Annotated in this window: 15 protein-coding genes; 13 read left to right on the top strand and 2 right to left on the bottom strand. The window is 49.9% G+C overall.

The window, feature by feature from the left end; genetic code table 11:
* Positions 1–1,144 precede the first annotated feature (1,144 nt).
* The gene (locus tag AADEFJLK_RS07990) at positions 1,145–2,455 is read left to right on the top strand and encodes a tyrosine-type recombinase/integrase (protein ID WP_103973875.1); all 1,311 of its coding nucleotides are present in this window, start codon (positions 1,145–1,147) and stop codon (positions 2,453–2,455) included.
* Positions 2,456–3,108: 653 nt separating this feature from the next.
* On the opposite strand, the gene AADEFJLK_RS24430 is transcribed toward AADEFJLK_RS07990, so the two are convergent.
* On the bottom strand, positions 3,109–3,594 hold the full coding sequence (locus tag AADEFJLK_RS24430) for a hypothetical protein (RefSeq protein ID WP_170065058.1): 486 nt from the start codon (positions 3,592–3,594) through the stop codon (positions 3,109–3,111).
* Here AADEFJLK_RS24430 and AADEFJLK_RS07980 point away from each other — a divergent pair.
* The 9 genes from AADEFJLK_RS07980 to AADEFJLK_RS07940 all read left to right on the top strand — a co-directional run bounded on the left by AADEFJLK_RS07980 (position 3,565) and on the right by AADEFJLK_RS07940 (position 10,664).
* On the top strand, positions 3,565–4,338 hold the full coding sequence (locus tag AADEFJLK_RS07980) for a phage antirepressor KilAC domain-containing protein (protein WP_103973873.1): 774 nt from the start codon (positions 3,565–3,567) through the stop codon (positions 4,336–4,338). The two genes, AADEFJLK_RS24430 and AADEFJLK_RS07980, sit on opposite strands and share 30 nt — an antisense overlap.
* A complete protein-coding gene (locus tag AADEFJLK_RS07975) occupies positions 4,338–4,637 on the top strand; it encodes a helix-turn-helix domain-containing protein (RefSeq protein WP_103973872.1) in 300 nt (99 codons plus the stop codon). The genes AADEFJLK_RS07980 and AADEFJLK_RS07975 overlap by 1 nt, the downstream gene beginning before the upstream one ends.
* Before the next feature lie 241 nt (positions 4,638–4,878).
* Positions 4,879–5,007 carry a hypothetical protein gene (locus AADEFJLK_RS25850; protein WP_282957357.1) on the top strand — a complete coding sequence of 43 codons (129 nt, stop codon included), beginning with the start codon at positions 4,879–4,881 and terminating at the stop codon, positions 5,005–5,007.
* A gap of 45 nt (positions 5,008–5,052) precedes the next feature.
* Positions 5,053–5,319, top strand: coding sequence for a hypothetical protein (locus AADEFJLK_RS07970; protein WP_103973871.1), 267 nt, complete (start codon positions 5,053–5,055; stop codon positions 5,317–5,319).
* Positions 5,320–5,442: 123 nt separating this feature from the next.
* Entirely contained in the window at positions 5,443–6,294 is an 852-nt protein-coding gene (locus AADEFJLK_RS07965; RefSeq protein WP_146054534.1) for a toprim domain-containing protein, read from the top strand.
* Positions 6,291–8,288 carry a DUF927 domain-containing protein gene (locus AADEFJLK_RS07960; RefSeq protein WP_103973869.1) on the top strand — a complete coding sequence of 666 codons (1,998 nt, stop codon included), beginning with the start codon at positions 6,291–6,293 and terminating at the stop codon, positions 8,286–8,288. Before AADEFJLK_RS07965 ends, AADEFJLK_RS07960 begins: the two co-directional genes overlap by 4 nt.
* Positions 8,289–8,421: 133 nt before the next feature.
* Positions 8,422–8,577, top strand: a complete 156-nt coding sequence (locus AADEFJLK_RS24425) for a hypothetical protein (protein WP_170065057.1) — start codon at positions 8,422–8,424, stop codon at positions 8,575–8,577.
* A gap of 78 nt (positions 8,578–8,655) precedes the next feature.
* On the top strand, positions 8,656–8,946 hold the full coding sequence (locus AADEFJLK_RS07950; RefSeq protein WP_146054533.1) for a hypothetical protein: 291 nt from the start codon (positions 8,656–8,658) through the stop codon (positions 8,944–8,946).
* A 749-nt stretch (positions 8,947–9,695) separates the two neighbouring features.
* Positions 9,696–10,664 (top strand): hypothetical protein, encoded by a 969-nt coding sequence (locus tag AADEFJLK_RS07940; RefSeq protein WP_103973865.1) that lies wholly within the window; start codon positions 9,696–9,698, stop codon positions 10,662–10,664.
* A 590-nt stretch (positions 10,665–11,254) separates the two neighbouring features.
* On the opposite strand, the gene AADEFJLK_RS07935 is transcribed toward AADEFJLK_RS07940, so the two are convergent.
* Entirely contained in the window at positions 11,255–12,415 is a 1,161-nt protein-coding gene (locus AADEFJLK_RS07935; RefSeq protein WP_103973864.1) for a hypothetical protein, read from the bottom strand.
* Positions 12,416–12,759: 344 nt separating this feature from the next.
* Here AADEFJLK_RS07935 and AADEFJLK_RS07930 point away from each other — a divergent pair, with 344 nt between their 5' ends.
* The 3 genes from AADEFJLK_RS07930 to AADEFJLK_RS23885 are packed head-to-tail and all read left to right on the top strand — an operon-like array spanning position 12,760 to position 14,409.
* Positions 12,760–13,014: a helix-turn-helix transcriptional regulator gene (locus tag AADEFJLK_RS07930; protein WP_103973863.1), complete on the top strand. Its 255-nt coding sequence runs from the start codon at positions 12,760–12,762 to the stop codon at positions 13,012–13,014.
* Positions 13,007–14,221, top strand: a complete 1,215-nt coding sequence (locus tag AADEFJLK_RS07925) for a hypothetical protein (protein WP_103973862.1) — start codon at positions 13,007–13,009, stop codon at positions 14,219–14,221. Before AADEFJLK_RS07930 ends, AADEFJLK_RS07925 begins: the two co-directional genes overlap by 8 nt.
* The gene (locus tag AADEFJLK_RS23885) at positions 14,218–14,409 is read left to right on the top strand and encodes a hypothetical protein (protein WP_146054532.1); all 192 of its coding nucleotides are present in this window, start codon (positions 14,218–14,220) and stop codon (positions 14,407–14,409) included. Before AADEFJLK_RS07925 ends, AADEFJLK_RS23885 begins: the two co-directional genes overlap by 4 nt.
* Position 14,410: the final 1 nt, after the last annotated feature.

Raw genomic sequence — 14,410 nt, 5'->3', positions numbered from 1 at the left:
CGGTTTCATGGCTTTTTGGTGGGTCAGGATAAAGCTTGGTATTTTAACCTGTCAACGTTTATATAGTCAGCAACATTTAGGAAAGATGTCTATTGATGACAATCATATTTGGCTATGACCCGATGGTCATAAACAGCAACACAAATTGTGATACCAATCACTTCTTGTTAATGATAAGCAAAAAAAAGCCGCCGGTCTGTACGGTATCAAACCAAACCCAAGGGCTTTCTTCGGGAAGTGTGTTTATGAATCAATCCTGATTGTACCGGATTATGGGGTGTGTTAAAAAATCCATCCAATTGATTTTGTTTAAAAACCAGTATGTCGCACAATCAAAAATAGGGCAATTATCCTATAATAACGTGCTAAAACCCTATCCAGCAAAGCAAATGCACTCAGATTGGCTGAGCAATTAATGCGTAACCAATTGATTTAATTTGGTATCAATGAATTTTTAGCTACCCTATTAATCCGGTACAATAAGCATCATTGTAATGATTGTTGCTAATTTAAGCGTATCCAAAGCCCAAACCGGAACTTGGAGTCTTTCGGAGCTATAAAAAGAATTTTTGAGGACTATAAAAAAGGGAATCTAAACAGTACGCGTGGGGGGATTGCTTTGATGCTAGCGAGACGACGAAGGGGAGTTTAAAGGTAACCGGCTAAGGTGATATGATAATGTAGCAATCAGACCTGATGAGACTGAGAAGTCGCTTCTATTGGCGGTTTTTTTTGCGCTTACCGCAACGAGTGCGAATAACTGGAGACATTAAGGCGTTTATCAGTTTTAACGTCAATAACTCGCTAAAGTGTACCCGTATGAGTACCTGAAATAGCATATTTGAGATAACCTACAAAAACAATATCTTACAAGTTATTGGTCGGGACGACAGGATTTGAACCTGCTACCACTTGTCCCCCAGAACAGTGAATCATTGTTCATTACGACTCAATAAGACCCAAAAAAACAATTTTTACCCTTTATATTCATTACATTGCTTGATATTAGCGTCCAACAAGGTACAATAAAATCCAGCTAAATACAATTATTTTGCTATCCCGAATGCTATCCCGAAAAATCAAACTGACTTATTGATTTTGGCAAAGCCCTACCGCTTGTCAAAACGACAAGGGGACTCAAAAAATGGCTATCAGCAGAATAAAACCACTGACTTTTAAGCACCTAAAACCCACCGAAAAAGAACAGTTAATACCCGATGGCGGCAATTTGTACGTTAGGGTCAGAGCTGCAACAGATGGCGGCGCGGTGTCGTTTCGTTTCTTCTATCGTTTTGAGGGTAAGCAAAAATGGCTAACTCTAAAAGCCGATGATTTACCATCGGCGCGAAAAGAGCGCGATACTTACACGCAAATGTTAAAAGAAGGGCTTGACCCGAACCTTGAGATAAAGCTAAAAGATGAGCGGGCGAAGCAACAGCAACTTGATGAGCAAGCGGCCATAACCAAGCTTAAGGCGCGGGTCACGGTGAACGCCCTGTTTATCCGTTGGCGCGATACCGATTTAACCAAACGCAAAGATATTAAAGAAATCATCAGAATGTTTGAAAAAGACGTGTTGCCCGTCTTAGGCCTTTTGTTTGTCGAGGATGTACGAAAAGGGCATATCACCGAAGTGACCGACACCTTAAAGCAACGTGATGCCGTACATACGGCGCGAAACATCTTAAAGCTAATGCGGCAAATGTTCCGGTTTGCCGTTGACCGCGACATTATCGAGTTTGACCCAACCGCAAATCTTAGCGTTACAAAAACCACCACCAAGCCAACCGAACGGGATAGAACCCTAAGCGAGATCGAGATCAGGGCGTTGGCGCGGCAGTTGCCCGATGCCAATTTATTGAAATCTACCGAATGCGCTATCTGGATTGCCTTAGCGACCCTATGCCGTATCGGTGAACTGTCAAAGGCACAATGGGCGGACGTGGATTTTGAGGGTAAAACGTGGAATATACCCGAAGCCAACAGCAAAAACGGCAAGGCACACACAATCTACTTATCGGACTTTGCTTTAGGTCAGTTCAAGGCATTAAGGCACTATGCCACCCATGATGTTTGGCTTTTTCCCAACCGTGACGGGTCAAGCCATGTGTGTGATAAGTCTATCACCAAACAAATAGACGGGCGGCAAACCACCGCAATATTTAGTAACCGCTCTAAAGATTCACAAGCCTTAGTCCTAACAGGCGGAAAATGGACACCGCACGATTTACGGCGCACCGGAGCGACAATAATGGGTAAATTAAAAATCCTGCCAGATGTGATTGAAAAATGCCTGAACCACACCGAAGAAAACAAAGTTAAACGTATTTACCAGCGGCAAGAACTGAAAGAGGAACAGGCAGAAGCATGGTGCGTGTTAGGAGATAGGCTTAACTTGTTAGTGAATATGGACAATTCTAATATCGTGTTGCTACGCACTCAAAAGGCTAGTTAAATGCTATTTAACCGGATAGCCCGACGTGGCGACAAGTAGGAGTAAGTGGCCTGCAAAGCCATCTACCCCAGTTCGATTCAAACAGATTTAACGAAGTAGCGAAACCCGCAAGCTGCAAGGGCTTGGCGGGTTTTTTATTGTCCAATGAAGTGCAACAAGATACATTGACACACCGTCATTTGTAGCGGTATAAGTGGCAGTGTAACCGCTCAGCCCGCTAGGCTGACCGCCGAATTGAGGCCGATGCTCTCCCGTTCCGTAAAATTGCGTAAATGAGTTAAGCCAATGTACACAATTGAAGATCATATTTGCAGAGTATGCTCAGGGCGTATTCTTAGCCGAAAAACCCATACGGGCATTCAATATAGCTGTTCGCTCTGCAATGCGGGCATTGTAGATCAAGACATTTCTTATTTGTGCATGTGTGGGGTTAAAGCAAGCGACCATTCCTATTATAGATGTATAAGAAATACCCATAAAAACCCGCTAAATCCTGCTGAAATTGTTGTTTGCATAACAGAAGACGGAGATAGTGGGCTGTGCCAATAGATGAGCAAGGGCGTAACGGGGTACTGGCGCGATGGCTTGCCCATGACGCTTTAATATCTTAAACGGCGGGGTGATTTAAGATGTTAAACAATGCTGCCATTTGCCTACTTTATTCCCTGAAAAATCTTTTTTATAAAAAAATTAATCAACAAAATCAATATATTGATTCTATTGTCCAAAAAAAAACAAAGACAAGTGACTACGTCCAACAACGTCGTGACAGTACCATAGGGCTCACTTAAACATGCCCTGGAGGCAATAGTGATACCGTCAGCATCAGCATCAGCATCAGCACCAAAATCAACATTAAACTTGGGCTTAATTAATCGCCCACCATTGCCGCCGCAATTGCCGGAAACGGGATATTTGCGACTTAAACAAATCGTAGGCGACAAAAAATCTAACCCGCCCATTCCGCCGATAATTCCAGTTTCGGCTTCGTCCTGGTGGGCGGGGGTAAAAAAAGGGATATATCCCGCACCCGTCAAGTTGGGTGCGCGGACGACTGCCTGGAGCGTCGAAAGCATCCGCGCATTGATCGTTAAATTGGGCGGTGAGTAATGAACAATGCACAACAAATGCTTTTGCATTCCAGTTTAACCATGTCGTCGACTGATATTGCAACGTTGACGGGCAAGCAGAAAAAACACGTTCACAAGGATATTAAAGACCAGTTACTTATAAGTCTTTACGGATTAAAAGATGGTCAAGATTTAGACCATGAACAAATTCAAGGCATTACGGTTGTCTTAGACAATCGCGGCTACTGGTCGGAAGTCCTGCTAGATCGTTACCACACCGATATTCTTATCTCAGGCTACGAAGTCAAATACCGGGCGGCGATTGTAAAGCGTTGGCATGAACTGGAATCCGCGCAGCCAAAGCTGCCCAACTTTTCCGACGAAATTGAAGCCGCCAAGGCTTGGATTGAGGCTAAGAAATCAGAAAAGGCGGCACTTGCTTTGGTGACAAGCCAAAAAGCCACTATCAAACATAAAGATGAATTAATTTGTGCCAGCAACGAAGCCAGTATAAAGGCGGGTGAAATCCTAATCCGCGAGTTCGTCAAATCAAACGACATCATCGACTTGGGTGAGAAGCAATTCTATGCCTGGTTGCGTGAGCAGGGGATTGTATCGGAAGATAACGAGCCTTATCAGCGGTATGTGAATTCTGGGTATTTTAGATACAAACCTAGCGACAAGCCGTATGGGGGCAAGGTTCGCTATACGCTAATGGTTACACCTCGCGGCAAGGTCTGGCTGGCCGCAAAATACATGGCTTACATTGATGCCCATGGCTTTTCCGCATTGGGCAATGGGGAGGCGGCGTAATGGGAAAATCAGATACCACCCGCGCGGCGAACGCGGGCAGAGGGCTTGAAAAATCGCACGTCAATTATAGCACCGAAAACCACGCACAGCGCGAGAGAATATTGGCGTGGCTTTTGACCAAATCGCTCTCGACAGCCGAGGCGCGGCGCGAACTGGACATCATGCACCCCGCTGGCCGTGTTCAGGAGTTGCGCGAGCAAGGACATAATATCGTTACTCATTGGGTGGTCGATACTGGCGGAAAAGTTAACCACCGTGTGGCATCTTATGTTTTGCTGTCCAAGGAGGCTAAGCCATGAACTCACCTTCGGCGCATTTTTGCGCAGTCTATAAAAATCAACGCATTGCTTCAACTTCGGAACAGCCAGGCGGCTTGATGCACTCAGCGGAATTTTGCGCCCAGTGCAAAATACACCAGATTGCCTTGACCAATGGCCGCAGCGGGGCTATGCTTTCCCTGCCGTTCCCACATGGAGCGGTCGGGCGTAGGAACCTGGCTAGTATTGGCGTAAACACGCCGCAATCATCAGCGGCTTTTTTGTGCGCGTCATATTGTGCGGCTTTATGCCGTCTATCATCATGGCGGGTTGTTTTGGGCAGCCGAAAGGCTGGCTGGCTACCAATACCCAGTATTCCTACACCCACCTCAACCCGCCGCCCATGCCGTAGGAAGCATGATCGGCGGCTACCCCATTTAAGTATTGGAGTACCCGCATGAACAAGTCACAATTAAATTCCGTCCAAAATTCAGGACAAACCGTCACCCAAAATCCAACCGAGCAACTCCCTATCCGCGCCGGAGAACCCGAAGGCCTTTTCATAAACCAAGGCCCCGATTGTTTTTTCATCGTGATCGACCGCGAAAATCTTAGGCATATCCGTATTTCACCGGAGTTTGACACCGACACCGAGGCGCGGGGCTTTTTAGACCGATGCGACGTAAACGGGGCTTATCTAGTAAAGACCAATTGCTGGGCATAAAAAAACCCCGACATTTTAACCAATGGCGGGGCCTTTCTTCGGGCGTTGGGGCATAACAGACGACACACTGATTATACCCCATTGCCCAAGGAATTTGCACCCGTCATTTTGGAGCATTTCAAAATGGCAGTACAAGAATTTATTGACATGATACGCGCGGCTGGCTTGGAGCCGCCCGACCGAATGACCACTGACAAAATTATCGCCTTTGCCGGACGCGACAAGCCCAAAACCAACAAGGCGGCGCGGTGCTTCCTTTTCCCGGACGGGCGTGGCGGCTGGTTTATGGATTACAGCACCGGGCTTTTTGAGGTATGGCAAGCCGAACGTGGGCAGACATACACCGAGGCCGAAAAGCAGGATTTTCGGGAGCGGTGCGAGCGCGATAGGCTGGCGCGTGAACAGGCCGTCACCGAAGGCCAACAGGCCGCAGCATTCAAAGCCGACAAGATTTATAAACGCGCCGTTTCCGCCGATGCTGGCAACCTTTACCTACACCGCAAGCAGGTACAACCCCACGGTGCAAAAATGGGCGACAGCGGCAGTCTGAGGGGTGTTTTGATCATCCCCATTTATGATGAATCGCTGGCACTGGTTAACTTACAGCTTATCCAGCCGGACGGCACAAAACGCTTTTTATGCGGCGGCAAGAAAAAAAACTGTTTTTGGTGGTTAGGCAAAAAAACCGCAAAAGTGCTGATTGCCGAGGGTTTCGCCACGGCGGCAAGTTTGCATGAAGCCACGGGCAACCAGGTGTTTATTGCCTTCGATGCCGGAAACCTTGCCAATGTCGCCAAGATAGTACGCGCCAAGAACCCCGATGCCGAAATCATCATCATGGGCGACCACGACGCAAACGGCACAGGCCAGCAGGCGGCACGGGCGGCGGCTTTGGCTTGCGGCGGCAAATACCTGATACCGCCGACGGTAGGGCAAGATTGGAATGATTGCGTTAATGCAGGGGCCGCGTTATGAGCGGTAAAAACTTCGCCGCCGTTGCCACGGCAGTTCCCTTAAAAGTTGAATTGGAGGAAGTTAGCTTAACCCCTAAAGAACCTAATCAATGCCCTGCTGAACCGAAACCCGTTGACGGCCTCGAAAAAACAGAGGGAACCGGGGGAACCAAGGGAACCACCAGCAATGGCGCGGCCTCCAGCGGTTCCCCCACCCCAAAGCCAGAGGGAACCCAGGGAACCCTGCCGGATATGGGCGCGGCCATTGACCCATTGCACGATGCCGATGAAGCCCGCTTGGAACCGCTTGAGTTTGGCGGGCTGGACATGCCCTGCTTTCTCGTTAAGGACGATTGGTTTTTCTTGGGGGCCAAGCGTAAGCCCGGTGTCTGGTATTGCTACGAAACCGAAGGCACTAAAAGGAACCCGCCCGCCCAAGTCGCCGTGCGTGTCTGTTCGCCGCTCTATATCGACAGCGTGACCAATACCGAGGACGGGCAGTTTTTCGGGCGTTTGCTCAGGTTTAGGGACACCTTGGGGCGGTGGCGCAAGTGGGCCATGCCGATGGAGCTGTTACGCGGCTCCTGCGAAGAGCTACGCGGCGAATTGCTGGCGGCGGGCGTGGAGATCGAGCAGCGTAACCGCAACCATTTGGCGGCTTACTTACAATGGCAAGTCCCCAAAGACGTGACCTTGGCGGCGACCCGCACGGGCTGGACAGCCAAAGGCGGCGCGTTTGTGTTGCATGACCGGATTGTCGGCACGGAAAAAGTCCATTTCCAGAGCGAAAGCCTGTCAGCCGACGGCGCGGCCAAAAGCGGCGGGGATTACCGCCAATGGCGGGAAATGGCGGCATTGTGCGAAGGCAACCCGGTGCTGATGGTTTCGGTGTGCGTGTCGTTGTCCGGTGCGTTGCTGGCAAAGGTTCGCCGTGAGTCGGGCGGGGTGCATTGGGTGGGCGACAGCAGCATAGGCAAAACCACCAGCCTTTGCGTGGGCGCGTCTGTCTGGGGCGGCGATGACTTCAGGCGGACATGGCGGGCGACCTCGAACGGGCTGGAAAGCGTTGCCGCCCTGCTTTCCGACACCTGCCTGTGCCTGGACGAGATCAACGAAGCCGACCCGCGTGAAGTCGGCGCGATTATCTACAGCTTGGGCAATGGCATGGGCAAAACACGGGCGACCCGTATCGGTTCCGCACGGGCCGTACACCGCTGGCGGTTGTCCTTGTTGTCCACGGGCGAACGCAGCATCACGGCGATGATGCAGGAAGGCGGCAAACAGGCCAAGGCCGGGCAATTGGTGCGCCTGCTCAATATCCCGGCGGCGCGGCAGTTCGGCGTACTGGACACGCTGCACGGCTTTGTTGACGGGCGCGGGCTGGCCGACCACCTTAAGGCCGAGTGCGCCAAACACTACGGACATGCGGGGATAAAATTCATCGAACACATCATCCGCCAAGGCGGTGCTGACTTTGGCGCAACACTGGCCGGAATAGAGGCGCAATTTACGCACGGCGACCCGCAGGCGGCACGGGCGGCCTCACGCTTCGCCCTTTATGCGATGGCGGGAGAATTGGCGGTTGAGGCGGGCATAGTGCCGTGGGCGACAGGCGCGGCCTTGGAGGCCTGCAAGGTGATGTTCACGGGCTGGCAAACCATGCGGGGTACAGGGGCCACCGAGCATAAGCAGATTTTGCAGAATGTCGCCGCGTACATCCTCAAGCACGGCGACACCAAGTTCACCGATAAAAACAACAAAGATGACAAGCCCAAAACCGACCGGGCGGGCTGGTACAGCGACAAGCACGAAGAACGCGTTTACCTGTTCACCGCTGCGGCACTCAGGGAAGCGGGCGGCAATTATGACTTTATCCGCGTGTTGGATGCCTTGGACAGCGCGGGATGGCTAATTGAGCGCGATGCAGGCAAGCGTTCCAAAAAGACGGCGGTGACGGGCGGCGGCAAGCATAGCCTGTATTGGGTTCAGCCGACCGATGAGGGCGACCATGCTTGACGGCCTGTTTGCCCAGTTGGCGGCGGTTCCCTTGGTTCCCCCACCTAAAAACCAGAGGGAACCGCCACAGCCCACGGATTACGCGGCGGTTCCCCCGGTTCCCTGGGTTCCCCCGCAAAAAACCAAAACCCAAATGCAAACGCAAAATGATAGCCATGCCCCGGTTGACGACGACCGCCATTATTGCCACCAGTGCGCCAAGCTGATAAACGGGCGGTGTATCGCCAGCCCGACCCGTTACAGCCCGGTGGACACCCACCCGCGCCGATGTGCGGACTATAAGGCCTGAACCGCCAGCACTTATACATGGTGGAAATCTCCACCACCCCTTAAACCATTGGCCGGGCAGTCCGGCAAGGATTTACCCATGACAGACCCTACCCCCCAAGAAACCTTTAATAAGCTCATGATGAGCCAAACCTTCACCCACTTGGCGCACTTGGCGCAGTCGATGCCTATAGACACCAACAGCCCCGAAGACCTTAAAACGGCGTTCAGCACTTGCGGCATTCAGCTTATGGACGCTCTGGACAACGGGCGCATTCACTTTGACGACATTGAGGACAAGGCCTTGCTTATGGGCTTGCTGGCGGTCACGGTGGATTATGCGATGGACGGGAAGCTTAAGGGTGCGCTGGTGAAGGCCTCCATCAATTGACGGGCATTTTCTGGCGGCAGTTGGCGGTCGATAGCTTGCCCCAACTTCCGTTGGTTCGGCATAGTAGGCGACGGCTTAGGAAACCAAGGCTGATAACCCATATTTAGACACCCCAAAATACGCCGTTAACAGACCCGCAAAGTTTGCCCCTACATTAACCTAAAAGCCATGTACGGCAAGGCTTAGGGGCAGGCTTATCAGGCCGATAGTTTGCCCTCAAACTTTATTTTTAAGCGTATCTTATGCGCAGCAAAATCTAGGCACGGCATCTATTTTAAGTGGCCTTAACGCGCGTTTAGTGCGCATTTATGGCGGTTTACCGAAGCTTAGGCCGCGATTCAAACGCGACCCCTTGGGCGACTATAACGAGCCGTTATTGTTCGGCGGGCTGGGTGGGCGAACCCTTGGACGACACGCCAGATATTCGGGTTCAGATTTTTACAGGTCTTTATGGGCATACGTTTGATGATGCAAATTTGCTTTATCCGTTCATTCAAGGGCTTAATGTTTATGGTAGCTAACGGCGCGGCAACGAAAGGGCAAGCCACGAGACGGTAAGACACTGTTCTATTACGACTATAACGAATCGTTATTATTGGGTAGGCAGTTAATGGGGTAGGCGTTTTGCCCACCCGTAACGTGGCCGGCGCGGTTCGCTTGCATGACGGTTTAATATTTTAAACAATGTCGTTTAACATCTTAAATATGATAGAATGGCCTAACATTTAACATATTAAACAGGCGGTGTTATGGGTTACGACGGAAAGGGCAAACTGGCTGCGGCCATAGCGGGTTTGTACGGCCTTTCACCCAAGAGCCAAGCACAGATAGCGGCGCACATCAAACAGGCCAAGGCCGCGCTCAACATCATCAGCAAGGCCAAAGTCCTGCCCGATGATGAACGGCTGGCGATTTACCGCTGGCATGTCGAGCGGAGGAATGCCGCCACCGCCATGCAGACGGACATTATGGGCGAACCCTTGGACGACATGCCCCTAACCCAAGCGGAGCCGCTGGCGGATGTTGTCGGCGTTCAGGTTCTGGCATTGGTGGAGGCTGCGGACAGCGAGGCGATACCGGAACCCGAAGCAGATACCTTTGCACCGGCTATTGAAGCTACGGGGGCTATTGGGATCATGACCGACCCAGGCGACCAACCGGAATTGCCACCATTGGCGGAAATTAAAACCGCCACCCAGCCTGTAGCTGACACCCCTGCTTTTTCGGTAAGTGCCGTCAATGGCGCGGATTCCGGCGTTTCGCCGGAATTGCTTGAGCCGTCACCGCCTCCAAAAAGTGACGGTTCCGAAAGCCTGAAAGACCCGCTGTTACCGGAGGCGGCGGCCAGTGAAGCCACGGCAACCGTTGGGGCCGTCCAGCCCATGCCCGGCCAAGACGGACAACCGGAACCGCCGCCCGCTGGCGTTGTTCAAGATGTTAAACAGGATGCCCTGCCGACTGACGGCGGCACGGGGCCTGATGACTATGGGCAGGTGCATTTCGCCCTGACCGTCATATACGGCGAACAGGCCAAGCGCACGACCGTTATGCTGGAAGGCTATCTGGTGAAGGCGTTACAGCGTAAACACCGCCTAAGCGACAACACGGCCATTAGGGTGTGGATAGAACAGGCCATTAAGGCCGACAGCGGGCGGTTTGACGGTAACGCGCCGCTGACCAAGCAAGTGAAGCGCATTATTGTCGAATCGTTTGTTTAATCGGTGTCTGGCCGCAGTCTGCCCTATGGCGCGATAAGGCGGCGACAAAAAGCAACAGGAAACGCAACAGGCCTGCATCAATAATTGCTTTAACTTCCAGCCTGTTGCCGTTGTTTGCAACCAAAAAGCAACAGCAAATACAGTGACGGCAAGGTGATGCTGGTAAAGCCCAATGGTTGCCCGTGCCTTAGTTCCCGACCAAATCATCATTTACCGCAACAAAACCCAAAGCTGGCGCGGCTTAAGGCATCATTTACCGCATTTTACCGCAACAAAATCTAGCGCACATTTACCACAGCAAAAGCCAGTGCTGGGGCGGGTTAGAGAGGCATTTACCACAGTTTAAAAGGGCATTTTCCACAGGCGCGGTGTCTCAACTGGTTACAGATATGGCGCGGGTTAAACGGGAATTTGTCTCATTGCCTTGCCCCTGTTCAGAACGTGACCGACATCGTGAAGTGACCGCTATCATGACCGACGGAATCCAGTACAGACAAGGCCTAGCGTCTCATGATGACCGTACTAATGACCGCTTTAAAGTTTATATTGGCATTCGCCGCAACGCCAAAGCAAAGCAATGTAAGATCTACCTAAAGCCCGATATACTTTCCAGTTCGTATAAGGACAAGCCTGTCCATTTGATCCTGTTTGGAAGATTTTGCGCCTATTAACTGGTTTTTTAAAAAATCAAATCGACCTGATAGGTATTGTTTTAAAAACAAATCAATATCATCCTTGGCTAAATCACAAGCCAATAGCTGTTCGGCAACCATTATTTTTGTCCTTCGCCCAGATAACCCATATTTTCTCTGCCATACCCTAAGTTCCTTGAGCGATAAGATGCCAGCAAGATAAGCTGGTTCCCTGTAAGCGGTTATGTCATGATTAAAATCACTAATCTGTGAAGTCAGCGACAAAATTTCATTGTCCAGATATTCTATTTCCTCTACTGATCGCTCTTCTAACCTCTCTTTTACCATTCCTAGCAAATGATCACCCCAATTGTCAGGGATTGGAATGGCGGCCCCGATATGCTCACTTCCATCCAGCAAAGACCTTCTTATTCCCATCAATGATACCCTTCGGCATATATAATCGCATTCATCCATATTAAAGCACGGGGCTTCTGGCGGCGGGAAAATAGGGGCTTTAGATTGCTCAGTAATATAAGCCAAAATCATATCATCGACATTTGCGTAATTGTCGTGGAAAAAACGAAGGCAACTGCACCTATAATGAACACCTATATTTACTTTTTCTGCACCGTTAACTTTGGCGACGAGCAAGGATTCATAATTAGACTTTAATTGCTCAGCCACTACCAGCGCAGTCTCATTACACAAGATTCGCAAATGATCCTTAGCCCTAGAGTGCTTTTGGTAATTGTTATAATCGGTATAGTCATAAGCCAAAGCTATATCTGCGTCATTTTTGAATATTCCTCCGTAACCATATCTGGACAATAGGGGGATAATTAATACCGAAAATTCTTCCAGTGACATTGAATATTTTTCACCAGCCAATGCCGCATAACTTACCAGAATGGATAGAATATCCTGCGTAGCGGATTGCATAACATCCTGTATAACTGGTTGCTCCGGTTCTTTTACCAAAATTTCTGGCGACACTTTTTCTGGTAACTCCTTTTTTGATAAAGCTTTGCTTTCTTTGCGTTTTTTGTAATCTGAATAGACCGCCTTTGCGGTGTAGTAAAAAACAAAAACACTCAGCAGGATGATTAAAAAGGCCACTCGCAAACCCCTGTTATTGTTTTATAAAAAATATCAACCCAGATTATAAACCCATTTGTTCCTGATAAAGCTAGCCTCGCCGCTATGGGGTTTTTCGGTGTCATCGCCCCACCTGCCGAACCATAACTGTTATCGTTGATTTGCCGTATTGGAGAATGATCGCCGCCTCGTTAAAAATAGGATATGCCTTCAAAGGTGCGGTAATGATACCTGATACCCCCATAGCAGCCTTATCAGTCACTTTTTATCCATCGGAATCTACCCAAGCCTAAGGGTGGCTATTGCCGTCGATTTGTCGTGACAGTACCTTAAAGCGGTATGTTTAACGATAGAGGACTGAAATTATGAAACCCAAAAGCCGCCCGACGCGCCAATTGCCGGAAATCGGGTTCCTGCGGCTAGACCAGATTGTCCGCCCGCCCAACTCGACCGAAGCCGCCTTGTTGCCCGTTTGCCGCGCCACCTTCCTTAAAATGGTCAAGAAAGGCCAAGCCCCCGCGCCTGTGAAGTACGGTTCGTCAAGCCTATGGCGGGTGGAGGACATCAAAAACCTTATCGGTGAGATCGGCGGCGATAATTGTAGGGTTGCCCATGACTAATTACAGCATCTTTGACCAGCAATCAAAAAACATCAGCTTTATCCTGCACAATGTTGCCGACGGCAGCAATCCCAAGGAGATGATTTTAAAAGTTAGGCCGGAGGAATTCAACCAGCAAGACACGTCCAGGCTAGCTGTCACACAAACCTTTGGCGGCATGTTTATCGACAGCTTTGGCGTAGGCTTGCCGACAATCAAGCTGGCCGGACATACGGGCTGGCGAGGCAAGGATGATGCGACAACTGGCTTTCAGTTTATGCAAGACCTGAAAAAACTGGTTTACACAGATTGGCATGAGCAACGCGCCTTGATGGCGGCACAAGGCAAAGACCCCGCGCTGGTGCATCTGATTTACAATGATTTCTTAAATGATGTGGCTTGGGTTTGTGCGCCTAATAGCTTTATCGCCAAAAAGACAACTAACGCGCCGCTTCTGTATTACTATGAAATTAATATCACGTTTGTCGATAAGTATCTAAGAAAAAAATTGATAAAACCAGGGCTTACCGGATTGCTTGGGGATATTATCGCGTCCATTAAGCGGGCGGTCACTATTGTTGCCGGGTTTATGAAGTTGGTTAAGAACACCATCAGCAGTTGGGTTAATTTCGTAAAGGATATTGTCGGCGGCATTATGGCGGTGTCTTATGCGATAACTCAGGGCGTTGCTGACATATTGAGTGGCGCAAACGGCGTTGTAAACTCAATAACAGGCGGCCTTTCTGATATTGCTGGCGGCTTGGCGTTTGCCACAAGCAGCTTGCTTACATCGGCCATGGCTATCAATAATTTTCCTCAGGAGGTGCAGGCCGAAATTCAGGGTTGTGTGTCGGCCTTCAATAACCTTGGCTGCATATTCAGGAACGGCCTTAAGCAAGCTCAGTTGCTCAATAATTATGATAGCTTGTTCGGGGCCTCGTTGTGTTCGTCCACCACGGGCGGTGCGCCTATTTCATCCTATTACGGACTGAACACGTTTGAAAATGTTCTGCCAAAGGATCAGCTTTCCGGCGTTGAAATGACCACGGCAGCGATGGATTGGATGAGGCTTGTCAATAACTCAGACCCCATTCTGTACCCGTTAAAGCCGAGCGTTATTGAAAATGCTTCACGGGGAATTTGGGAAGGCACAAGCTTTGCCGATTATTTTGTGCTGGAAAATAAGTCCGGCTACCCGGTACAAGTGAAAAAAAAGGCGGCTTTATGAATGTTGAAAACCCAAACAGACAGCCGGGCAAGACCATACCCCTTTACAAGCCTTCCCATTTTGACCTGTTGATTATGGAATTAGACCGCCTAAGCGCCTTGCGCAAAAGCGGCCTACAGCCTTCGGCTCGACATGGCGGAACGTCGAATATAAGCCCCGCACTCATTAAGAAAATACAGGAAATCTGAT

Origin of the sequence: Methylovulum psychrotolerans (genome assembly GCF_002923755.1) — a bacterium.
GTDB classification, from domain to species: domain Bacteria; phylum Pseudomonadota; class Gammaproteobacteria; order Methylococcales; family Methylomonadaceae; genus Methylovulum; species Methylovulum psychrotolerans.
Note: the sequence above shows the minus strand (reverse complement) of the source record. Positions and strands in the feature narration are given on the sequence as shown.